Raw genomic sequence first — 22,069 nt, 5'->3', positions numbered from 1 at the left:
TCAGGGCTACTCGGCGGCTTCGCGCGGCGGGCCCATCCAGATGGTGTCCGTGCAGATGTTCATCCGGAGCCGCTTGCCCTTCTCGTCCCGGGCCACGACCGCCTGGCGGCCCGGGTAGTCGTGCGGTGCGGACACCACGGCGGTGTCATTCGTGACGGCCACGGGCTCGTTCATTTGCCAGCCCTCGGGGCAGTCCCGGTAGCGCAGACCGGCCGTGACCCGGCCGCCGCGCGGCAGGTCTATCGGCAGGGCCCGGCCGTGCCCCCGGGCGTCGGACTGCGGCCCCTTGCCCAGATGGACCTCGAAGGCCGGGAAGCCGCGGAACACACACGGGTCCGCGCCCTTGTTGACGACGGACAGCCGGGCCTCGCGGTGCTTGGCGCGCGGCTGCTTCTTGAGGACCGTGACCTTCCACCGCAGGCCCTTGGTCGTGCAGTTGGCGTGCAGCGCCGCCATCCGCGGCGAGCCACAGCCGGTCAGGGCCAGGCCGGCCGTCACGGTCAAGGTCAGCGCGGCGGCACCCGCCGCGAGAAGTGAACGCCGTCGCACGGCCGCTCCCCCAGTTCGTTGCACAGACGATTCCCTGCCGGTAAGGAAACATTTCACGGCTTCCTGGTTGCCTCCGAGTGATCACTTTCTGCGATGAGCCACGCGGCGCCGGGCCTCTCACCCGTCCACGCCCATCACTCGTGTGTCCGCCTCCGGGAGCCACCATGCATTCCCGGGCAGCGCCAACCAGGCGTGCCGCTCGGCCAGTTCCCGCGCGGCCGCCCGCAGCGCGTCCAGTCCCGGATGCCGCAGTCCGCGCCGCCACACCAAAGACACCGGCGAGAGCGGTACGGGGTCCACCAGCGGCCGCAGCACCATCCCCGGCACCGCCATGAACTCCACGCTCGCCAGCACCGACCACCCCCGCTTGCGCACCACCCGCACGAACTCCTGCGAGCCCTCGATCTCCGGGAACGGCTCGGCCGCCACGATCCCACGCCCGGCGAACAGCCGCTCGGCCAGGTCGGTCCACTCCACGGTCTGCGGATTGCCGGCCGCCGTATAGAGCGTCTCGCCCGCCAGGTCCGCCAACGGGACGGTGGGGCGGGCGGCCAGCGGATGATCGTCACGCAGCAGGACCGCCATCGGCTCCAGCCGCACCGGCTGATGGTCGAGACCGTCCCGTACGGCGGGCGGCAGCGCCGCGATCCGGCCGAAGGAGACATCGAGCCGCCCGGCCGCCATCTCGGCCGCCGCGCCCGTCAGCCCGCTGTGGAAGCGGGCGACCAGCTCACAGCTGTCCGGCACCCGCTCCCTGGCCGCCTCCAGCACCCCGTGGGCGGTCCCGATCGGGACGCTCACATCGACCAGCAGCGGCCGCTCCGGCGCGGCCCGGAACGCGGCGGCCAGCTCGTCCTGCGCGGCCAGCACCCGCCGCGCGTACGGCAGCAGCCGCTCCCCGTCGGCCGTCAGCGTGACCCGGCGGGTACTCCGTACGAACAGCGCGGCGCCCAACTCCCGCTCCAGCCGCCGGATATCGCGGCTCAGCGCCTGCTGGGCGACGTACAGCCGGGCGGCGGCCCGGGTGAAGTGCAGCTCCTCGGCGACGGCGCAGAACGCGCGCAGCAGTCGCGGATCGGTGTCGTACGGCATCGGGCCATCCTGGCAGCACCGGTGGCGCCGCTCGCGCCCGCACCGGATTGACAACACAGCCGCGTAAATGGGCGCTGACCAGGTGTTGGACGGGCCCCGGCAGCGGCGACGACCGTAGAAGACATGATCCTCTTCCTCGCCGCCCGGCCAGTGACGGCCCCTCCCGTACGCCCGGCCCCGCGCCGCCGCGCACGCTTCCACCCGCTCGCACGCTTCCGCCCGCTCGCGCCCTACCGGCGGATCTTCGCCGTCCCGGGCACCCGCGCCTTCACGGCCGCCAACCTGCTGGCCCGGCTGCCTATGGGGATGCTCAGCATCAGCGCGGTCCTGATGATCGCCGGATCGCGCGGCTCGTACGCTCTGGCCGGGGCGGTCACCGCGACCGGGCTGGCGGCGACGGCGCTGGCCGGGCCCTGGACCGCCCGGCTGATCGACCGCCACGGGCAGTCCCGTATCGCCGTCCCCGCCACCGCGCTCGCCACCCTCGGCTCGCTCTCCCTCCTCCTCTGCGTCCACTACGGCGCCCCGGACTGGACCCTCTTCGCCTCCTACGCCGCCACCGCGACCACCCCCAATACGGGCGGCATGTCCCGCGCCCGCTGGGCCCACCTCTTCCGCGGCGATCCGGCCGCCCGCCACACCGCCAACTCCTTCGAACAGGCCGCCGACGAGCTGTGCTTCCTGCTCGGACCACTGCTCGCCACCCTGCTGTGCACCACCCTCTTCCCGGAGGCGGGCACCGCGGCAGGCGCTGCCCTCCTCCTGACCGGCGTACTGCTCTTCGCCTCCCAGCGCCGCACCGAACCCCCGGTCACCACCCACACCGCCAGCCACTCCCCCACCCGCTCCCCTCTGCGCCTCCCCGGCCTCCCGCCCCTCCTGGGCACCTTCCTCTGCACCGGCGCGATCTTCGGCTCCCTGGAGGTGGTCACCCTCGCCTACGCGGACGCCCACGGCATCCGCTCCGCCGGTGGCGTCCTGCTCGCCCTCCAGGCGGCCGGGTCCGGCGCGGCCGGTCTGCTCTACGGCGCACTGCGGCCGGGCCGGGACCGCCCCGGCCGCCGCTTCCTCCGCTGCACCGCGGCGATGGCGGCCCTGATGCTGCTCCCGCCGCTCGCCGCCACGACGGACAGCCCGGCGGTGCTGGCCGCCGCCCTCCTCCTGGCCGGTATGGCCACCGCCCCGACCATGGTCACCGGCATGGACCTGATCCAGTCACGGACACCGCCCGGACAGCTCAACGAGGGCATGACACTCGCCGTGACCGCCCTGCTCAGCGGTATCGCGGCCGGTTCGGCGGGCGGCGGCTGGGCGGTCGACCACCTGGCCGGTGCGGGCACGGCCTACGCGGTGCCCGCCGCCGCGGCCGCCCTCGCGCTGACCGTCACCCTGCTCACGCACCGCGCGCGGCCGGGCCGCCGAGTCCCCGCCCTGTGAAACGACTCAGGCCCCGCACATCCTCTCGGACGTACGGGGCCTGGGCCTCACATGGGATGACGGGGTCCGGGGGACTGGTCCCCCGGCTCTCCGTTTGGTGGAGATGGCGGGAATCGAACCCGCGTCCAACGGTGCGGAATCAGGGCTTCTCCGAGTGCAGTTCGCTGCGATTTTCTCGGCCCCGGAGATCACGCGAACAAGTCTCCGACGGGCCCAGTCACTGTTTGATTTCCTTCTAAACCCCGTGACCGGGTCTAGAAGTTTAGTTCCCTAGCTGATGCCAGGATCCGGGTCGGGAACAGCCCCGGGCTGACACTTCGCAAGTCGCTACTTAGGCAGCGAGGGCGAAGGATTCGCGCTTGGAATTGGCGAATATTGGTTGCGACATATGGTTAACGAGATCATTGCCGCTTCCTCGACTCGCTTCCCCTGCTTCGACATCCGCTGTCGAAACCGATCATCCCCATGTTGATTTATCAAGGTGGTGCCTGCGCCCCTCGTGGGGTGCACAGCCATCCTACGGGAACAACGCCCGCCGTTGCCAGCGTATTCCCGGCGGACCTGACCGGGCCGGGCCCGTCAGGGCAGATCAGGCCCGCTGGCGGCGCCGGGCGGCGGAGATCGCCCGGTCCGTCTCGCGGCGGTCCTGCTGCTCGCGGAGCGTCTGCCGCTTGTCGTACTCCTTCTTGCCCTTGGCCAGCGCGATCTCGACCTTGGCCCGGCCGTCCTTGAAATAGAGCGCCAGCGGCACGATCGTGTAGCCCGTCTCCTGGCTCTTGGACTCCAGCTTGTCGATCTCGACGCGGTGCATCAGCAGCTTCCGCTTGCGCCGCGCACTGTGATTCGTCCAGGTGCCCTGGGCGTATTCCGGAATATGTACGTTGTGCAGCCAGGCCTCGTTGTCGTCGATCTGGACGAAACCGTCCACCAGCGACGCCCGGCCCTGCCGCAGCGACTTCACCTCGGTGCCGGTCAGCACCAGGCCACACTCATAGGTGTCCAGAATGTGGTAGTCGTGCCGCGCCTTCTTGTGCTGCGCCACGAGCTTGCGCCCGGGGTTCTTGTCCTTGCTCTTGTCCTTAGCCATAGTGCGGCCATTTTCGCACTAAGACCCGCCCCCGAGGCCACTCAATACCGTGCGGGCCCGTTTTTCGGCTCCGTCACCCGCGGCCAGGTCGGGAGTGAGGCCGGAGTCGTCGACGGTCCGGCCGGACGGGGTGCGGTAGTGGCCGACGGTCAGCTCCGCGACCGACCCGTCCGGGAGCTCGCTGGGCATCTGCACCGCCCCCTTGCCGAAGGTGGGCGAACCGACGAGGACGGCCCGGCCACGGTCCTGGAGGGCACCGGCCAGCAGCTCGGCGGCGCTCATCGTGCCCCCGTCGACGAGGACGACCAGCGGAAGGTGCGTATTCCCGCCGCGCTGCGCATACAGGGCGCGCTGGCTGCCGCGGACGTCGTAGGTCGCGACCAGGCCGCCGTCCAGGAAGGCGGAGGCGGTGGCGACGGCCTCGGTGACCAGGCCGCCGGTGTTGCCCCGCAGGTCCAACAGCATGCCGTCATGCGCCGAGGCCCGGCGCACCGCGCGGCGGACCTCGTCGCCGGTGCCCTTGGTGAACGCGCCGATCTTGACGCGGGTCGGGCCGTGCGCACCGGACGGCCGGTCGACCACGACATTGCGGGATCTGAGCCGGGTGCGGTGCAGGGTCTCGCTCCAGCGGCGGTCGCCGCGCTGGAGGTCCAGGGTCACCGGGCTGCCGGCCGCGGCGGCACCACGGGAGCCGTCGGTGGCGGCGCCGCGCAGCCGGGCGACGACCTCGGTGACCGGGACGCCCCGGGTGCGGTGGCCGTCGACGGCGCGCAGCCGGTCGCCCAACGCGATACCGGCCCGTGCGGCGGGGCTGCCGGGCTGGACCCGGGACACCGTGATCCGGCCACCGGCCGCCGGCCGCACCCAGAGCCCGACGCCGACGTATCCGCCGCCCAACTGCTCCTGGAAGTCCTCGTACTCGCCCGGTGTGTAGATCGCCGACCAGCGGTCTCCGCTGCGGCTGACGACCTCGGCGGCGGCCTGGGCACCGGACTTGCCGTCCTCGACGGCTTCGGAAGCGGCCCGCTCGACGGCGGCGCGGTCCGCGAGGGCGGACTCCCGGGTGTGCGCTCCGGAGGACGTACGGTCCGGGGCGGTGCGCCCGGCGGCGCCCTCCGCCGCATCGCTCCAGGTGCCGGTCACCGTGCCGGTGGCGAGCACGCCCGCGAGGAACAACGTCAGGGCCGCCCCGCGGCGAATGCGGCGGGGCCGGTCGTACGAACACGGGCCCGGCATGCCGGTGAGTCTAGGGGACAAAAGGGCGCCGTACGGCGAGTTGACCGTACGGCGCCCCTTGGCAAAGCTCACACCTTGAGGTACTTGCGCAGCGCGAAGAACGCGGCGAGCGCGGGCATCAGCAGCCCGATCAGGAGGACCAGCGGAAGGACCGCCACCACCGAGTCCCAGCCGATGAAGTTGATCACCTGGATCTTCTTCGCCAGCCAGTTGTTGATGAGGACGTACTTGCCGCCCACGATCAGCACACAGGCGAAGGCGGCGCCGAGCAGGCCCGCGATGGCCGCCTCCAGGATGAACGGCATCTGGATGTAGTAGCTGGACGCTCCCACCAGCCGCATGATCCCGGTCTCCCGCCGCCTGCTGAACGCCGACACCCGCACGGTGTTGACGATCAGCATCAGCGCAACGACCAGCATCAGCCCCATCACGACCAGCGCGGCGATATTCATGCCGTTCAGGAGGTTGAACAGCGGCTCAACGGTGTCCCGTTGGTCCTGCACCTCCATGACGCCGGGCCGCTCGGAGAACGCCGACTTGATCACCGTGAACTTCGTGGGGTCCTTGAGCTTGACGCGGTAGGACTCCGGAAGCTGGTCGGGCGTCACCAGCCCGGCGACGGGGGTGTCCCCGAACTGCTCCTTGTAGTGCTTATACGCCTGATCGCTGGACTCGTAGGTCGTCTTCTGCACGATCGGCAGCCGGTCGAGCTCGGCCTTGATGTCATTTTTCTGCTGCTGGGTGGCCGCGCCCTTGGCGCAGTTGGCACCGGTCTCGGCGTCGTTCTTGCTGCAGAAGAAGATGGAGACGTTGACCTTGTCGTACCAGTAGCCCTTCATGGTGCTGACCTGGTCGCGCATCAGCAGCGAGGCGCCGAACAGACCGAGCGAAAGGGCTACGGAGACGATGACGGCGAAGGTCATCGTGAGGTTTCGGCGGAGACCGACGCCGATCTCCGACAGGACGAACTGGGCGCGCATGGCGTCCTTTCAGTACTGGGGGCCGTACACGCTTAGTGCTGGTAGCCGTACACGCCGCGCGACTGGTCGCGTACGAGCCGGCCCTTCTCAAGTTCCATGACCCGCTTGCGCATCTGGTCGACGATCTGCTGGTCGTGGGTGGCCATGACCACCGTCGTACCGGTCCGGTTGATCCGGTCCAGCAGCTTCATGATGCCGACCGAGGTCTGCGGGTCGAGGTTGCCGGTGGGCTCGTCAGCGATGAGCAGCATCGGGCGGTTGACGAACGCCCGCGCGATGGCGACACGCTGCTGCTCACCACCGGAGAGTTCACCCGGCATACGGTCCTCTTTGCCGCCGAGGCCGACGAGTTCGAGGACCTCGGGAACCGTCTTGCGGATCTGGCCCCGGGGCTTGCCGATGACCTCCAGGGCGAAGGCGACGTTCTCCCCCACGGTCTTGTTGGGGAGCAGCCGGAAGTCCTGGAAGACCGTGCCCACCTGGCGCCGCATCTGCGGAACCTTCCAGTTGGAGAGCTTGCCGAGGTCCTTGCCCAGAACGTGCACGTGGCCATGGCTGGCCCGCTCCTCCCGCAGCAGCAGCCGCAGGAAGGTGGACTTGCCGGAGCCCGAGGAGCCCACCAGGAAGACGAACTCGCCGCGCTCGATCTCAAGGGAGACATCCCTGAGTGCGGGGCGGTTCTGCTTCGGGTAGGTCTTGGAGACGTTGTCGAATCGGATCACTGATGCACCACGGTCGACCTGGATAGGGGCACGGTTGCCGAGTTGCGGCTCCCGTCGGTGTGCGTGACCATACGCGAACCTCGCAGGACGGCGCAGTCGCCGTCGGCGGTTGGTGCGTTTATTCACGGCACCTACGGGACAAAAGGCGCACAATCTCGCGGGGCGCGCCGTTCCGGCGACGAGCTGGCACAGTGGAGGAGGGAACCAATGTGCCTTCCGGTGCGTTGGTGCAGTGGAGAAGGAGGTCGCATGACGTACGACCGACTGGTGTGCGCCAACTGCGCGGCCCCTGTCAACGAGGGCCGCTGTCCCGTGTGCCGGGCCAGCAGAGAACGGCTTCAGCAGCAAGCGGGCGGTATGTTCGCCCAGCTCAGCCCCGCCGTGCTGGTGGCGCTGATGATCGCGCTGATCGCGGTGGGAATACTCCTCCACCAGACCGTGTGAAACCCCGGAAAGGCTGCCTCGGCGGCTGCCGGAGCCTGGACGCCGAGGGGCCCGGGACGCGTGCGCGTCCCGGGCCCCTCACCGCTTCACCGCTCGGCCTCAGGCCGCCGCGGCACCGCCGCCGTTCTTGTTGATCAGGCGGGGCAGCATACGGAAGCCCACACCGCCCGCGATCATCGTGGCCGCACCGATGAGCAGGACGGTGGTGCCGGAAGAACCGGTCTCCGCCAGCTCGCCGCCCTTGGCCTGCTGCTTGGCCTGGCCGGGGGTGTCAGCGATCTGCTCCTTGCCCTGGCCCGGCTGCTCGACCGGCTTGGAGCCCTCGTTGTCCGGGCCGGTGCCGTCGGTGTCACCGATGGAGCCGCCGTCGCTGGTGCCGCCGGAGTTACCGGTGCCGCCGGAGTTCTGGTCACCGCCGTCGCTGGTGCCGCCGGAGTTACCGGTGCCGCCGGAGTTCTGGTCACCGGTGGTGCCGGTGCCGCCGGAGTTGCCGGTGCCGCCGTCGGTCGTACCGCCGTCGGTGGTGCCACCGTCAGTGGTGCCGCCATCGGTGGTGCCGCCGTCGGTGGTGCCACCGTCAGTGGTGCCGCCATCGGTCGTACCGCCGTCGGTCGTGCCACCGTCAGTGGTGCCGCCATCGGTCGTACCGCCGTCGGTCGTGCCACCGTCAGTGGTGCCACCGTCAGTGGTGCCGCCGTCAGTCGTGCCGCCGTCAGTCGTGCCACCGCCGATCTCGCCGCCGGAGCTGTCCTCGCCGCCGATCTCGCCGCCGGAGCTGTCGTCGCCGCCGACCTGGCCCGCGGTCTCGCCGCCGTCGGTGGCACCGGTGGTCTCGCCGCCCGAGTCGCCGCCGCCGATGATCCCGCCGATGATGCCGCCGATGATCCCGCCGTCCTGGCCCGGGGTCTCACCCGGGCTGGCCGCGGAAGCCGCGCCGGCCGCGGTGAGCGACGCACCGGCCGCGATCACCGCGCCGGCCGCAATGCGCGCTACGCGCAGCCGCGTCTTCTTCGTCATGTACTGCTACCCCCAGTAGCTGAACTCGTCATTGGAGCACCGCTGTACGGGGCGACGACCGATGCCGGGGTACGCAAGCCGCAGCTCCGCACAGCGGACAGGCCGCTCAATTCCCCGTTTCCGCACGCGCCCCGGACATACGCATGCCGCGCTCAGCCTTCCCAGTTCGGTGACTATCGTCAAGGTCGATTAAAGGCCGGATGCCCGAATTACCAAGCGTTGGGCGGTACATGGACATACGACTGTGACCAAACCCCCACAGCAAAAACAACTGCCTCCCCAGGGGAGACAGTTGCTTGACCTTCAGACGGGCGAGGCCGCTACTTCTCCTGCTGCTTACGCCAGCGGATACCGGCCTCCAGGAAGCCGTCGATATCGCCGTCAAGAACGGCGCTGGGGTTGCCGACCTCGAACTCGGTCCGCAGATCCTTGACCATCTGGTACGGGTGCAGGACGTACGAACGCATCTGGTTGCCCCAGGAATTGCCGCCGTCGCCCTTGAGCGCGTCCATCTTGGCCTGCTCCTCCTGGCGGCGGCGCTCAAGGAGCTTGGCCTGGAGGACGTTCATCGCGGTCGCCTTGTTCTGGATCTGCGAGCGCTCGTTCTGGCAGGAGACGACGATGCCGGTGGGGATGTGCGTCAGCCGGACCGCGGAGTCGGTGGTGTTGACGCCCTGGCCGCCGGGGCCGGACGAACGGTAGACGTCGACCCGCAGCTCGGACTCGTCGATCTCGATGTGGTCGGTCTGCTCGACGACGGGCAGCACCTCGACACCGGCGAACGACGTCTGGCGGCGGCCCTGGTTGTCGAACGGCGAGATGCGCACCAGGCGGTGCGTGCCCTGCTCCACGGAGAGCGTGCCGTAGGCGTACGGCACCTGGACGGCGAAGGTGGTCGACTTGATGCCGGCCTCTTCCGCGTACGAGGTCTCGTAGAGCTCGGTCTTGTAGCCGTGCCGCTCGGCCCAGCGCAGATACATCCGCTGGAGCTTCTCGGCGAAGTCGGCGGCATCCACGCCACCGGCCTCGGCGCGGATGTTGACGACCGCCTCACGGGAGTCGTACTCGCCGGAGAGCAGCGTGCGGACCTCCAGCTCGTCGACCGCCTTGCGGACGGCGGTCAGCTCGGCCTCGGCCTCCGCCCTGGCGTCCTCGTCGCCCTCGGCCTCGGCGAGCTCGAAGAGCACCTCGACGTCGTCGACCCGGCCGCGCAGGTCCTCGGCCTTGCGCAGCTGACCCTGGAGGTAGGACAGCCGACTGGTGATCTTCTGTGCGTTCTCCGGGTCGTCCCACAGGGACGGCGCCGCGGCCTGCTCCTCAAGCACGGCGACATCGGCCCTCATCTTGTCGAGGTCCAGGACGGCCTCGATCGACCCCATGGTCGAGGAGAGGGACTTCAGCTCTTCGGATACATCGACGACTGCCACGCACCCAGCCTAACGGCTGCCACCGTCAGCGTGACCCGGCCCCGGCGGGCCGGACCCGCCGGGATCCGCGCTCTCCGGCCGCGCGACGGCCCGTACGCCGGTCACCGGCCCGGCCGCCGCCGGGGCCGCCGCGCACCCGGAGAGCGTCACGGGGTGTCGGGTTCCGACTGGTGGACGCCGGGTGTGGCGCCGTCCGGCTCCTCGTCGCCGGAGGCCAGCCAGCCGCCCAGGCCCGCCGCCACGAGCGCCGCGGCGGCGGCCGCGCCCAGCTTGATCCGGCGGCGGCGCACCGCCTCCTGCGACGCACGGTGCCGCGCCGAGCCCGCCCGGCGCTCACCGGCGGCGCGCGGGGTCCGGGCCGTGCCGTGTGCGCCGCCCGCCAGCTCCTCCGGGCCCGGGACGCGCATGCTGGTGTGCGTCTCCCGGCTGGAGTCCGGGACCGCGCCCTGCACCAACGGGACCGCGCCGCGCGGCGGGGTGGCCTCGGCCGGTGCCGGCGACGGGTGGTGCGCCTCCTCGCGGGACTCCGCGGCGCCGTCCTGCTCGTCCTCCGGCTCGTCGTCGTCCGGCTCGTCGATGTCCAGCGGCGGCATGCCCGCCAGAGCGGGCAGCAGCTCCCGCAGCCGGGCGGCGAGTTCCGGGGCGCGCAGCCGGGAGGCCGGGGCCTTGGCCAGGCACTGGAGCAGCAGCTGCCACAGTTCGTCGGGGATGCCGGGCAGCGGCGCCACGCTCTCGGTCACATGGCGGCGCAGCACCGCCCCGGGGTGCCCGCCCCCGAAGGGCGTGAACCCGGCGAGCAGCTCGTACAGGACGGTCGCCAGCGCATAGACGTCCACGGAGGCGCGCGGCGGCAGCCCCTCGATGATCTCCGGGGCCAGGTAGTCCGGGGTGCCGATGACCTTCGTCGCCCGGGTGCGGCGCGGGGAGTCGACGAGGCGGGCGATGCCGAAGTCGGTGAGCAGCGCGGGGTGCGCGCCACCGGGGCCGAGCGGGCCCTGCATGTCCAGCAGCACGTTCTCGGGCTTGACGTCGCGGTGCACGATCCGGGCGGCGTGCGCGGCGGCCAGTCCGTCGGCCACGTCGGCGGCGATCGCGACGGCGGCCTCCGGGGCCAGCCGGCGTTCACGCTCCAGACGGGTGCGCAGATCCGTGCCCCGTACGAGCTCCATGACCAGCGCCAGGTCGTTGCCGTCGACGACGAGATCGCGGACGCCGACGACATGGGGATGGTCCAGGCCCAGCAGGGCCGCCCGCTCCTGGACGAAGCGGCCGACGAGCTCCTGATCGGAGGCGAGTTCCTCACGCAACAGCTTGATGGCCACGGCCCCTTCAGGACCTTCGCCCAGCCATACCGTGCCGGCACTGCCGCGCCCCAGGATCTGGTGGGCGGTGTACCGGCTGCCGATCTTCCGTGCCAAGACTGCTCCGACGTGTCGGGCCCCCGAGCGTCCTGCGGGGGCTGAGGTTGGCGTCAAAGCTACGCGGGTGCCAGGGGGTTCAATGCCCCGGACGGTGGCAACCTTCACTTCTGTGAGCGAAATTGTCCGCCGGAAGTCGACAAATCCACTGAGTGAGGCTTAGACGCGTCCGCGAACCGGTTCGGTCCGGACGCGGAACCGCCCGCGTGCTCCAGGGAGCGCGCGGGCGGCGGACGGTCAGAGACGGTCAGAGGCCGAGTTTCCCGATGAACCGCTGCACCTCGTTGACGACGTGCCCGACCTGCGAGAAGAACCCCCGGGTCGTGCCGATCCACTCCTGGAGCGGGGTCAGCTCCCAGATCAGCCAGGCCGCCACGAACAGAAGTATCAGCGTGAACAGACAGCCCTTCAGACAGCCCAGACCCGGGATCTTCATCGGGTTGGCGCTGCGCTGTCGGGGCTCGCGCCGGGGCCGGGGCTCCGGCGCGGGCGGCCGCTGCGGCTCATAGCGCTGCGGCGGCGGCTCCTGGCGCCGCCGCTGCGGGGCCTGCTGCGGCTGCTGGCGGGCCTGCGGCGGCTGCTGGGCGTACGGCGGCGGAGCGGGCTGCTGGCCGTACTGGGACTGCTGCGGGCGCTGCGGCGGCTGCTGGGGGGCGGCCTGCCGCTGCGGACGGCGGCGCAGCGGGTCCTCACTGGGGTCCAGGTACTGCACCTGGGTCTGCTCGTTGCGGTCACGGGCGGCCCGCAGCTGCGACTCCCACGGATGCGGCCCGTCGGGCTCCTGCGGTCCGCCGGCCGGTGCGCCCATGGGCATCGGCGGCACCGGCGGCATGGCCCGCGTCGGATCACCCTGGCCGGCCCCGCCGCCCTGGCCACCGGGGCCGCCCGGTCCGCCCGGTCCGGCCGGGCCGCCCGTGGACGGCAGCACGCTGGTCGCCGCCGCCGGGTCGTACGAACCGGCGCCCGACGGAAGCACCTGGGTGGGGTCGGCGTCCCCGTTGGCCTGGCCGCCGTCGGGGCCCGTACCGGGGACCGTGGCGGGCGCGGGGTCCGGGGCGAGCAGCGCGGCGACGCCGAGCGCGGCCTCCGCCTCGGCGGGGCGGGCGTGCGCCCCGATACCGGCCGCGACGGTGCGCAGCGCCCGCGCGAGGTTCTCCGCGCTGGGCCGCTCCTCGGGCCGCTTGCGCAGACAGCGCTCTATGACCGTCCACAGCGGCTCGGGCAGCGTACTGGGGCGCTGCGGCTCCTCGCTGAGGTGCCGGTGCAGCACCTCCAGGGCGGTCGAACCGGCGAACGGGGGACGGCCGGTGACCAGCTCGTACAGCAGGATGCCGGCGCCGTAGATGTCCACGGCGGAGGTCTGCGGGCGGCCCTCGGCGGACTCCGGCGCCACATAGGCGGGGGTGCCGACGAACTCATGGGTGCGGGTCAGGCCCGGGGAGTCGGCGAGACGGGCGATGCCGAAGTCGGTCAGCATCGGGTGCATCTCGCTGCTGCCGTCCGAACCGGCGAGCAGGACGTTTGCGGGCTTGAGGTCGCGGTGGACCACACCGTCGGCGTGGCTGGCGGCCAGCGCGTCGGCGATCTGGGCCGTGAGCAGCGCGGCCGCCACCGGGCTGAAGGGGCCGCTGTCGCGCAGATAGCGGTGCAGGTCGGGGCCGTCGACCAGGTCCATGACCAGGGCGAGCAGATCGCCCTCGACGACCAGGTCGCGGGTGCGGACGATGTTCGGGTGGGTGAGCCGCAGCAGGACGGAGCGCTCCCGCAGGAAGCGCATCACCACGTCCGCGTCGTGCGCCAGCTCCTCCTTGAGGACCTTGATCGCGACGGTCTCACCGGGCTCTCCTGCCACGGCGGCCTCGGCGCCCGCCGTCTCCCGCTGGCGGGCACGCCAGACGGTGCCCGTGGCGCCGCGTCCCAGCGGCTCCTCAAGCAGGTACTTGCTGCCTACCGGCCGCACGTCATGCGCTCCCTGGTCGTGGTGATCTCTTGCCCGGCCCGCTGGGTCAGCTGATCATCTCCGCGCGGCCCGTCCGCCCCACTGTAGTGCCGTCGCACAATCTTTTCGGTCCGGCGGCCTGTGTGGGCTTGTGGGAAAGACGTGGGTCCGGGGCGGATGGTTGCCTGCCGGTCCGGGAGGGCCGGCCGCCGCCCCCGGACGGTGCGGACGGTGCCCCCGAACGGTGCGGACGGTGCCCGCGCGTGGCCCGGCCGGAGACCGTCCGAGCTGACCACGGCAGTCGAAATCCGGCCTGTCACGGCGCGCAAGCAGGCACTTTTTCGCCCTTAGGAGACCAATCAAGATCACTGAACGGCGGTCGGCGGGCGCGTTGTCAGTGGCAGGTGCGAGGATGCATCCAGCACGAAGCGGTGGGGGCGGGCGGCCCTTGTCGCGACGTGCACTTGGGACTTGTACGTGCCGACGTGCTCGGGTGTGGTGGGGGGAACGAGCGGGCCCCCTGCCGGATCCCGGCAGAAGGGACCGTTGACGGCGATGCAGATCCGGCTGACCGTCCTCGGGCCGCGCAGCGGCCACCCCACACGGGCCTGCGATGTGCTGGTCACGGCCCCGGCCGGGACCGCCCTGGCGGCGGTGGCCGGCTCCCTCGCCGCCTCCGTGGCCGGCTCGGGTGCGGACGTCGGCAGCACGGGCGGCGGCAGCGGCCCCGTCGTGCTGTACGCCGGGTCCGAACGCCTCGACCCCCAGCGCGCGGCGCTCGGCGAACCCCCGCTCATCGACGGCGCGGTGCTCACCCTCCAGACCCCGGGCCCCGCCCCCGCACACGGCCTGCCCCACGGCTCCGCACGCCTCCGCGTCATCTCCGGCCCCGACGCCGGCGGCGTACACCTGCTGCACGGCGGCCAGATCCGCATCGGCCGCTCCGCCGACGCCGACGTCCCCCTGGACGACCCCGACGTCTCCCGTCTGCACTGCGCCGTAACGGTCGAACCGGACGGCTCGGTCTCCGTCGCCGACCTGCGCTCCACCAACGGCACCACCGTCGACGGCACCGACCTCGACGAACGCCCCACACCCCTGCGCCCCGGCGCCCTGCTGCGCATCGGGGAATCCGCGCTGCGCCTGCAGTCCGCGCCCGCTGCCCCGGACGCCGCCCTGGCTACTGCGCCGGATGGGGAGGGGCATTTGCGGATCAGGGCGGGGGCGGCGGGTGCGGCAGGCACCACGGGTGCTGCGGGCGCCCGGGGCTCTGCGGGTACGGCGGGCACGCCCGCGGCGGAGCGGGCGGAGAAGTACGGGGCGGACGGGGCAGCGGGAGGTCCGTACGGGGCCACCGTCGCCGCCGGAGGGTCGTATGGCGGGGCTGGGGCATACGGGGACGCCGGGTCGTACGGCGAGGCTGGAGCGTACGGCGGGGCCGGGGTGCCCAGCGGGGCCGGGTCGTACGGCGAGGCCGGTGCGCATGGCCGGGCCGGGGCGTATGCCGGAGGGGCGTACACCGAGGTGGCCGGCGATGCAGGCGCTCCCGTATCGGCCTCCCCGCCCGCACAGGCACCGGGGAGCGCGCCGGGCCGACGGGACACCCCCCTGCGCGGCACCCCGACCGGCTACGACGCACCGCCGTCCGGAACACCGTCCCCCGGCCACGGCTCCCGGCGCACCCCCGCCGCCCCCTCCCCTGGCGCCGCCACCGGCCACGTCTACGACCGCACCACCGACGGCGGCACCACGTCCACCGGGAACTCCGGGGGCTGGGGTCCCGGCGTCCGGGAGCCGGCCGGCGGTTTCCCGGACACCGCACAGCAGCGGACGCACGGCGGACAGCAGTCACTGGCACCGGCCGACGAGGCGCCCCGTAAGGGCGGGCGGCGCGGCGGCATCGGAGCCTGGGCGCGGCGGCTGGCAGGTGGTCGGCCCGCCGTGGAGCGGCCCGAAGAGGCTCTCCCGACGGCGTACGCACCGACCGGTGGCGACCCCACGGCAGCCGCCCGCGCGGACGCCTCCGACGGCGCCCGCGACGCGGAGGCGCTCGCCGGGCCCGCCGCGGAGGAACGGTGGCCGGACGCCGCCGCGGTCCTGCTCACCGCGCTGGGCCCCGGGCCGCGGCTCTGGGAGCGCGGCCCGGACCACCCCGACGCCCTGACCGTCCGCCTGGGGACGGCCGCCCGCAGCGGCGGCCGGGCCGCGCTGCCGGTCACCGTCGAACTGCGCCGGGCGGGCTCCCTCGGCCTCGCCGGACCGCGGGCGCGGCTGACCGGGCTGGCCCGCTGCGCCCTCGCCCAGCTCGCCGCCCTGCACTCCCCCGGCACCCTCGACATCGTGCTGATCAGCACGGACCGGGCGCGCCCCGCCGAGGAGCGGGTGGCGGACTGGTCCTGGCTCGGCTGGCTGCCGCAGGTCCGTCCGGACCGTGGCCAGGACTGCCGGCTGCTGCTCGCGTACGACACGGAGCAGGCCCTGGCGCGTACGTCCGAACTGGTGCGGCGGCTCGACGACAGCCCGCTGGGCCCCGGCTGGGCCGACGCCGAGCGGACGGAGATCGCCGCCGCCGCGGCCCGCCACCAGGGCCCGTACACCCTCGTGGTCGTCGACGGCGACCCCGGCACCTCCGCGCTGCGCGAGACCACCGCCCGGCTCGCGTCGGCCGGTGCGGCGGCCGGTATCCATCTGCTGTGCCTGGCCGAGACCCCGGCCGCCTCCCCCGCCTTCCCGCTGGCCGCGACGTACGAGGCGGCCCGTACGGCGTCGCCCGCTTTCGGGGAGTGCGGGGCGGTCGCGGTGCTCAGCGGCGATGTCGCCACGGCGCTGCGCGTCGTCCAGCCGGGCTCAGGGCCCAACGGCACGGTCGGGACGGTGGACGCGGTCTCCGGCGCCTGGGCCGAACGGTTCGCACGGGCGCTGGCGCCACTGCGGGAAACCGATGCGGCGGCCACGGCCGGAGGAGGCGCGGCGGCGCGGGTGGCCGTGCCGCTGCCCGACTCGGCGCGGCTACTGGACGAGTTGGGGCTGGCCCGCGCCACCCCGGCGTCCCTGATGGCCCGTTGGGCCGCCGCCCTGGACAGCGACCAGCCCGGCGCCACCGCGGTGCTCGGCGCCGGACCACACGGCCCCCTGTGCGCCGACCTTGCCGCCGACGGCTCACACCTCCTCCTGGAGGGCGCGGCAGCCACCGGCAAGACCGAACTGCTGCGTTCACTGGCCGCCTCACTGGCCGCCGCCGACCGGCCGGACCTGCTCTCGCTGGTGCTGGTGGACGGCGGCGGCAGCGAGCGCGGCGAGGGGCTCCGGGTGTGCACGGACCTGCCGCATGTCACGACCTATCTCGCCGCCTCGGACCCGGTCCGGATGCGGGAATTCGCCCAGGCACTCTCCTCGGAACTGAAGCGCCGCGCAGAGATACTCGCCGGCACCCCCTTCCCCGAGTGGCGCAGCAAACATCTACCGGCCCCGCGCATCGTCGCCCCACGCCGCTCAGCCGAGTCCAGCCAGCGCACAGACCGTCACGGAGAGCAGGAACTAACTACTCTCCGTAATCGTTGCCGAAACAAGGAGGAGGAAAGCGGCCCCCCGGCAGACCCGTCAACCACCGGCACCCTCCGCCTCCGCCCCCACAACGGAACCCCCGCCGAGGGCGCCATACCCGAGCCGACGGCGCCGATGCCGCGCCTGTTCGTGCTCGTTGACGACTTCGACGCCCTGGTGTCCCCGGCCCTGGGCAGCACGGGCCGCCCGGCCGCCGGGTCCGTGGTGCGCGCCCTGGAGTCAGTGGCCCGCGACGGGGCGGCGCTCGGCGTGCACCTGATAGCCGCGACCGGCCATCCGGACCGTACGGCGGAGACCGCGACCAGCGAACAGGCCGGTCTACGCGTCCAGTTGGGCGCCGCCGACGACCCGTCCGAGCCGGTACCCACGGGCCGCGGCCGGCTGTACCGCGCGGCAGACGGCTCCTCGACCCCCTTCCAGGCGGGCCGGGTCACGGGCCGGATACCCCGAACGTCCACCCTCCGGCCGACGGTCGTCCCGCTGGAGTGGCAGCGGATGGGCGACCCGCCGGCCCGTCGCCCACTCCGCGAACTGGGCAACGGCCCGACGGACCTGGCCCTGCTCGCCAGCGCGTTGCAGCGGGCCGCGCAGTCCTCGGGTGCGGCGGCTGCCCCACCGCTGCTGTAGGGCGCGGGGGCCGCCCCCGCAGTGCGTCCCGCCGGCCGCGCCGGACCTGCTGGTTGCTCTGGTCTCGCAGGTCCCGTAAACCCCGTAGGTCCCGCGGCCGCCGCCCATCACAGCGGCGGGAGCCACCCATGGGGCCGTGCGGAAGCCACCAATGGGGCCGTGGGGGCCAGTGATGAGAACCACGGAGCCCACCCATAACAGCCCTGTCACGAAAGGCCGGTTGGCGCGGAAGGCGGTATTGCGGAGCCCTGGGGCAGGGCGTAGGACTCTGGAAGGTCGCGGCACGGCGTGGCGTGGCTTTCTTTGCACCCGGCAGGGCAGGGCAGGCTCAGCGATAGGGGGCGACGGGGATGCGCAGAGGACTGGACCGTACGGCTGGACGGGCCATGAGCGCGGTGGCGGCGGGCGCGGTGCTCGCGCTGGTACTGGGCGGCTGTGGCAGTGGCGGTAGTGGTGGTGCGGAGGGTGAGGGGGGCGGGGGCGGGAAGGCGGGTGGTACTGCGCCCACCATGCGGCTTCCCTCGCTCAAGGGGGAGAAGTTGCAGGTCACGGCCGTGTGGACGGGGGCCGAGCGGGATAACTTCGGGAAGGTGCTGGAGGAGTTCGAGAAGCGCACCGGGGCGACGGTGAACTTCGTGCCCAGTGGTGATGACATGGCCGGCTTCGTCGGATCCAAGATCGCCGGGGGTGGGGCGCCGGATGTGGCGATGCTCCAACAGGTGGGTGTGCTGCACGAGTTCGCCCGGAAAGGGTGGATCAAGCCGCTCGGGGCGGGGGCCAAGGCCCAGCTGGCCAGGAATTATTCGAAGGGCTGGCGGGATCTCGGCGCCGACCGGGGCACCCCGTACGGGGTCTACTTCAAGGCCAGCAACAAGTCACTGGTCTGGTACAACGCCCAGGCGTTCGACAATGCCGGTGTCAAGGAGCCGAAGACCTGGCAGGAGTTCCTGAAGGCGGCGCAGACGCTCTCCGAGTCGGGGGTGGAGCCGGTCTCGGTGGGCGGGTCGGACGGCTGGACGCTGACCGACTGGTTCGAGAATGTCTATCTCTCGCAGGCGGGGCCGGAGAAGTACGACCAGCTGGCGCAGCACAAGATCAAGTGGACCGATCCGACGGTCAAGCAGGCGCTGACGACGCTGGGTCAGCTCTTCGGCCGTAAGGATCTGCTGGCGGGCGGCAACTCCGGTGCGCTGCAGACGGATTTCCCGACCTCGGTGACGCAGACCTTCAGCGGTGGGGACACCCCGAAGGCCGCGATGGTGTCCTCAGCCGACTTCGCCGCCGCCAACATCGCCCAGACCAAGGCCAAGGTGGGTACGGATGCCAAGGTCTTCCCGTTCCCGGCGGTGGGCGACCGGTCCCCGGTGGTGACCGGCGGCGATGTGGCGGTGGCCCTCAAGGACAGCACGGCCTCGCAGGCGCTGCTGGCGTTCCTGGCGTCGACGGATGCCGCCAAGATCTGGGCGCAGGCCGGCGGGTTCATCTCGCCCAACAAGGGGCTGGATCAGGCGGCGTACGGGGATGAGGTGCTGCGTGAGATCGCCAAAGCGCTGGTCGCGGCGGGCGACGACTTCCGCTTCGACATGTCCGATCAGGCGCCGGCTTCCTTCGGCGGCAAACCGGGCCAGGGCGAGTGGAAGGATCTGCAGGACTTCCTGAAGAACCCCAAGGACATCGCGGGCACGCAGGCGCGGTTGGAGAAGGACGCCACGGCGTCGTTCAAGCACTGACGGCCGGTTTCGATGATTTTCGATGATTCGACTACTGGCTTCGGGCGCTGGTGCTTCGGGCGCCGGCTATGAGCGCTGACGCCGACCGCCTCGACCGGCCGAGACCGGGGGACCGTCACATGAGCGACGTACAGATCGGCGGGGCCGGCGAGCGGCGCCCCAGGAGGACCGGAGCCGGCGGCGCGCGCTGTAGGAAGCACACGGCCGGTGGCGGCACGGACCCCGGCAAGACCAAGACCAAGACCAAGAGCGAGAGCAAGAGCAAGAGCAAGAGCAAGACCAGCAGCATCGGCAGAAAGCACCCCCCGGGCCACCCGGGCCCCCCAGGCCCCCCTCGCCTCGCACTGGCCGCCGCGTTCCTCCTCCCGGCGCTGCTGCTGCTCGGTGCCCTGGTGGTCTACCCCATCGTCTTCTCCGTCGTCCGCAGTCTGTTCGACGCTTCCGGGGACGGCTTTGTGGGGCTGGACAACTACGGGGCGATGTTCTCGGATGACGGGATCCGGACGGCGCTGCGGAACAACGTCGTCTGGGTGGTGGTGGCGCCGACGGTGTCGACGGTGTTGGGGCTGGTGTTCGCGGTGCTGACCGAGCGGATCCGCTGGGGTACGGCGTTCAAGCTGATCGTGTTCATGCCGATGGCGATCTCGATGCTGGCGGCGGGGATCATCTTCCGGCTGGTCTACGACCAGGCTCCGGAGCGCGGGGTGGCGAACGCGGTGTGGGTCGGTGTCCATGACACCTTCGCCGACCCGGCACCGTTCCCCGGCGCCAAGCCGCGGCCGGGTGCCGATCTGAAGCCGTCCGGGGGCGGCGCCTTCACCACCGGGTCGGCCGTCCGGGCGGGGTCGGCGGTGCGGCTGCCGCTGGTCGCCGTCCAGCCGGGCGATCTGCGCGGGGCGCGTGCGGCGACCGCCGCCCGGCCGCAGCCAGGCAGGGTCACCGGCACGGTGTGGCTGGACTTCACCCGGGGCGGCGGCGGCCGTCCGAATGTGATCGACGGCAAGGAGAAGGCGCTGGCGGGGCTGCGGATCGAGGCGGTCCGGGGCGGCAAGGTCGTCGCCTCGGCCACTACGGCGGCCGACGGCGGCTTCGCGCTGCCCGCCGACCGGGCCGACGGTGCCCGGCTGCGGCTGCCCGCGGCCAACTTCGCGGAGGCTTATCGCGGTGTCGACTGGCTCGGCCCGGCGCTGGTGACCCCGGCCATCATCGGCTCGTACGTGTGGATGTGGGCCGGTTTCGCGATGGTGCTGATCGCGGCGGGGCTGGCGGGCGTGCCGCGGGAGCTGCTGGAGGCCGCGCGGGTGGACGGCGCGGGCGAGTGGCAGGTCTTCCGCCGGATCACGGTGCCGCTGCTGGCGCCGGTGCTGGTCGTGGTGCTGGTCACGCTGATGATCAATGTGCTGAAGATCTTCGATCTGGTCTACATCATCGCGCCGGGCTCCAGCATCCGGTCCGCGAATGTCCTGGCGCTCCAGCTCTTCCAGTCGTCGTTCGGCACGGATGTCGACGAGGGGCTGGGCAGCGCGATCGCCGTGTTTCTGCTGCTGCTCGTACTGCCGGTGATGTACGTCAATCTCCGGCGTCTGCGGAGGGAGCGTCGCCGATGACGACGGTGGAGGGTGCCGTTCCGGCCGGGCGCCGTGGCGCCGCCGGTGCCGTACGGGGGCGGCGGCCGCTCGCCGCGCGGATCGTGGCGCGGACCGGTGGCGGGGCGATGCGGGTCTTTCTGGTCCTGGTCGCGCTGTTCTGGCTGATGCCGTCGGTGGGGCTGCTGCTGTCGTCGCTGCGCAGCCCGCAGCGGATCGCCGAGTCGGGGTGGTGGCGGGTCTTCAGTGAGCCGGCCCAGATCACCTGGGACAACTACAGTCAACTGCTGTCGAACGGCAAGGTGATGGGTTCGCTGCTGACGACGGCGGCGATCACGGTGCCGGCGACGGTGCTGGTGGTCGTCATCGGTGCGCTGGCGGGCCATGCGTTCGCCTGGATGGAGTTTCCCGGCCGCGACGGCTGGTTCCTGGGGGTCGTCGGGCTGCTGGTGGTGCCCGTGCAGGTGGCGCTGATCCCGGTGGCGAAGCTGTTCGGCGCGGTGGGGCTCTTCGAGACGACGGCCGGGGTGATTCTTTTCCATACGGCCTTCGGGCTGCCGTTCGCGGTCTTTCTGCTGCGGAATTTCTTCGCCGAGATCCCGCGTGAGCTGCTGGAGGCGGCCCGGCTGGACGGGGCGGGTGAGCTGCGGCTGTTCACCCGGGTGGTGCTGCCGCTGGGTGGTCCGGCGATCGCCTCGCTGGCGATCTTCCAGTTCCTGTGGGTGTGGAACGACATGCTGATCGCGTTGATCTTCGCGGACAGCGGCCATCCGCCGGTCACCGTCGCGCTGCAGCAGGAGGTGCGCCAGTTCGGCAACAACATCGATGTGCTGGCGCCCGGCGCCTTTCTGTCGATGGTGGTCCCGTTGATCGTCTTCTTCGCCTTCCAGCGCCAGTTCGTCTCCGGGGTGATGGCCGGGGCGGTGAAGTGATCCGGTGCGGGCCGTGACCTGCGTGGCCGGGTGACACGTGTGGTGAGGTGACCTGCGTGGCCGGGTGACACGTGTGGTGACGTCACCTGCGTGGCCGGGTGACACGCGCGGTGATGTGACCGGTGCGGTGAAGTGATCTGCGCACGGGGGCCGGGTGCTGCGGGGCCGCACGCCACCTTCCGTTCATTTTCGTCCCCCTACGATGCCGTCACTGCCGTGCCGCGCACGGTGCGACCGGGCTCCCTCACGGGGACCGCCCGAGCGGCGCCCGCACGTCCCGTG

Annotated in this window: 16 protein-coding genes and 1 other RNA gene; 6 read left to right on the top strand and 11 right to left on the bottom strand. The window is 72.1% G+C overall.

Annotation, left to right across the window (positions count from 1 at the left end; translation table 11 throughout):
• Positions 1-6: 6 nt before the first annotated feature.
• Positions 7-549 (bottom strand): DUF4232 domain-containing protein, encoded by a 543-nt coding sequence (locus STRTU_RS22150; RefSeq protein WP_159745464.1) that lies wholly within the window; start codon positions 547-549, stop codon positions 7-9.
• 117 nt (positions 550-666) lie between these two features.
• A complete protein-coding gene (locus STRTU_RS22145) occupies positions 667-1,641 on the bottom strand; it encodes a LysR family transcriptional regulator (RefSeq protein WP_159745462.1) in 975 nt (324 codons plus the stop codon).
• A gap of 123 nt (positions 1,642-1,764) precedes the next feature.
• Between STRTU_RS22145 and STRTU_RS22140 the strand changes: the two genes are divergently transcribed.
• Positions 1,765-3,078 carry an MFS transporter gene (locus tag STRTU_RS22140; protein ID WP_159745460.1) on the top strand — a complete coding sequence of 438 codons (1,314 nt, stop codon included), beginning with the start codon at positions 1,765-1,767 and terminating at the stop codon, positions 3,076-3,078.
• Between the two features lie 95 nt (positions 3,079-3,173).
• On the opposite strand, the gene ssrA is transcribed toward STRTU_RS22140, so the two are convergent.
• From ssrA to ftsE, 5 genes are all read right to left on the bottom strand, one after another.
• Positions 3,174-3,543: a transfer-messenger RNA gene (gene ssrA, locus STRTU_RS22135) on the bottom strand.
• Positions 3,544-3,667: 124 nt separating this feature from the next.
• Complete coding sequence (smpB, locus tag STRTU_RS22130) at positions 3,668-4,165, bottom strand: SsrA-binding protein SmpB (protein WP_159745458.1); 498 nt, start codon at positions 4,163-4,165, stop codon at positions 3,668-3,670.
• A gap of 18 nt (positions 4,166-4,183) precedes the next feature.
• The gene (locus STRTU_RS22125) at positions 4,184-5,401 is read right to left on the bottom strand and encodes a S41 family peptidase (RefSeq protein ID WP_159745456.1); all 1,218 of its coding nucleotides are present in this window, start codon (positions 5,399-5,401) and stop codon (positions 4,184-4,186) included.
• A 68-nt stretch (positions 5,402-5,469) separates the two neighbouring features.
• Complete coding sequence (gene ftsX / locus STRTU_RS22120; protein WP_159745454.1) at positions 5,470-6,381, bottom strand: permease-like cell division protein FtsX; 912 nt, start codon at positions 6,379-6,381, stop codon at positions 5,470-5,472.
• 32 nt (positions 6,382-6,413) lie between these two features.
• A complete protein-coding gene (gene ftsE, locus STRTU_RS22115) occupies positions 6,414-7,103 on the bottom strand; it encodes a cell division ATP-binding protein FtsE (RefSeq protein ID WP_018091242.1) in 690 nt (229 codons plus the stop codon).
• A gap of 249 nt (positions 7,104-7,352) precedes the next feature.
• Between ftsE and STRTU_RS22110 the strand changes: the two genes are divergently transcribed.
• Positions 7,353-7,547, top strand: coding sequence for a hypothetical protein (locus STRTU_RS22110; protein ID WP_159745452.1), 195 nt, complete (start codon positions 7,353-7,355; stop codon positions 7,545-7,547).
• 99 nt (positions 7,548-7,646) lie between these two features.
• On the opposite strand, the gene STRTU_RS22105 is transcribed toward STRTU_RS22110, so the two are convergent.
• From STRTU_RS22105 to STRTU_RS22090, 4 genes are all read right to left on the bottom strand, one after another.
• On the bottom strand, positions 7,647-8,564 hold the full coding sequence (locus STRTU_RS22105; RefSeq protein ID WP_159745450.1) for a hypothetical protein: 918 nt from the start codon (positions 8,562-8,564) through the stop codon (positions 7,647-7,649).
• 320 nt (positions 8,565-8,884) lie between these two features.
• Complete coding sequence (gene prfB / locus STRTU_RS22100; RefSeq protein WP_088797903.1) at positions 8,885-9,991, bottom strand: peptide chain release factor 2; 1,107 nt, start codon at positions 9,989-9,991, stop codon at positions 8,885-8,887.
• A 146-nt stretch (positions 9,992-10,137) separates the two neighbouring features.
• Positions 10,138-11,409 carry a serine/threonine-protein kinase gene (locus tag STRTU_RS22095; protein WP_159745448.1) on the bottom strand — a complete coding sequence of 424 codons (1,272 nt, stop codon included), beginning with the start codon at positions 11,407-11,409 and terminating at the stop codon, positions 10,138-10,140.
• Between the two features lie 247 nt (positions 11,410-11,656).
• A complete protein-coding gene (locus tag STRTU_RS22090; protein ID WP_159745446.1) occupies positions 11,657-13,369 on the bottom strand; it encodes a serine/threonine-protein kinase in 1,713 nt (570 codons plus the stop codon).
• Between the two features lie 534 nt (positions 13,370-13,903).
• Between STRTU_RS22090 and STRTU_RS22085 the strand changes: the two genes are divergently transcribed.
• The 4 genes from STRTU_RS22085 to STRTU_RS22070 all read left to right on the top strand — a co-directional run bounded on the left by STRTU_RS22085 (position 13,904) and on the right by STRTU_RS22070 (position 21,787).
• Entirely contained in the window at positions 13,904-17,539 is a 3,636-nt protein-coding gene (locus tag STRTU_RS22085) for an FHA domain-containing protein (RefSeq protein ID WP_159747143.1), read from the top strand.
• A 350-nt stretch (positions 17,540-17,889) separates the two neighbouring features.
• A complete protein-coding gene (locus STRTU_RS22080; protein ID WP_246241023.1) occupies positions 17,890-19,269 on the top strand; it encodes an ABC transporter substrate-binding protein in 1,380 nt (459 codons plus the stop codon).
• A 119-nt stretch (positions 19,270-19,388) separates the two neighbouring features.
• Entirely contained in the window at positions 19,389-20,876 is a 1,488-nt protein-coding gene (locus tag STRTU_RS22075; protein ID WP_246241020.1) for a carbohydrate ABC transporter permease, read from the top strand.
• Positions 20,873-21,787 (top strand): carbohydrate ABC transporter permease, encoded by a 915-nt coding sequence (locus STRTU_RS22070; RefSeq protein WP_159745444.1) that lies wholly within the window; start codon positions 20,873-20,875, stop codon positions 21,785-21,787. The genes STRTU_RS22075 and STRTU_RS22070 overlap by 4 nt, the downstream gene beginning before the upstream one ends.
• The last annotated feature ends 282 nt before the right edge of the window (positions 21,788-22,069 follow it).

The organism is Streptomyces tubercidicus, from assembly GCF_027497495.1.
GTDB classification, from domain to species: domain Bacteria; phylum Actinomycetota; class Actinomycetes; order Streptomycetales; family Streptomycetaceae; genus Streptomyces; species Streptomyces tubercidicus.
This window is presented reverse-complemented; position numbering and strand designations above follow the sequence as displayed.

What these genes read in the sequence shown, in the direction of transcription:
- STRTU_RS22145 (WP_159745462.1), bottom strand. Translation starts at nt 1,641, where the DNA reads ATGCCGTACGACACCGATCCGCGACTGCTGCGCGCGTTCTGCGCCGTC.
- STRTU_RS22140 (WP_159745460.1), top strand. Translation starts at nt 1,765, where the DNA reads ATGATCCTCTTCCTCGCCGCCCGGCCAGTGACGGCCCCTCCCGTACGC.
- smpB (WP_159745458.1), bottom strand. Translation starts at nt 4,165, where the DNA reads ATGGCTAAGGACAAGAGCAAGGACAAGAACCCCGGGCGCAAGCTCGTG.
- STRTU_RS22125 (WP_159745456.1), bottom strand. Translation starts at nt 5,401, where the DNA reads ATGCCGGGCCCGTGTTCGTACGACCGGCCCCGCCGCATTCGCCGCGGG.
- ftsX (WP_159745454.1), bottom strand. Translation starts at nt 6,381, where the DNA reads ATGCGCGCCCAGTTCGTCCTGTCGGAGATCGGCGTCGGTCTCCGCCGA.
- STRTU_RS22110 (WP_159745452.1), top strand. Translation starts at nt 7,353, where the DNA reads ATGACGTACGACCGACTGGTGTGCGCCAACTGCGCGGCCCCTGTCAAC.
- STRTU_RS22105 (WP_159745450.1), bottom strand. Translation starts at nt 8,564, where the DNA reads ATGACGAAGAAGACGCGGCTGCGCGTAGCGCGCATTGCGGCCGGCGCG.
- STRTU_RS22085 (WP_159747143.1), top strand. Translation starts at nt 13,904, where the DNA reads ATGCAGATCCGGCTGACCGTCCTCGGGCCGCGCAGCGGCCACCCCACA.
- STRTU_RS22080 (WP_246241023.1), top strand. Translation starts at nt 17,890, where the DNA reads ATGCGCAGAGGACTGGACCGTACGGCTGGACGGGCCATGAGCGCGGTG.
- STRTU_RS22075 (WP_246241020.1), top strand. Translation starts at nt 19,389, where the DNA reads ATGAGCGACGTACAGATCGGCGGGGCCGGCGAGCGGCGCCCCAGGAGG.
- STRTU_RS22070 (WP_159745444.1), top strand. Translation starts at nt 20,873, where the DNA reads ATGACGACGGTGGAGGGTGCCGTTCCGGCCGGGCGCCGTGGCGCCGCC.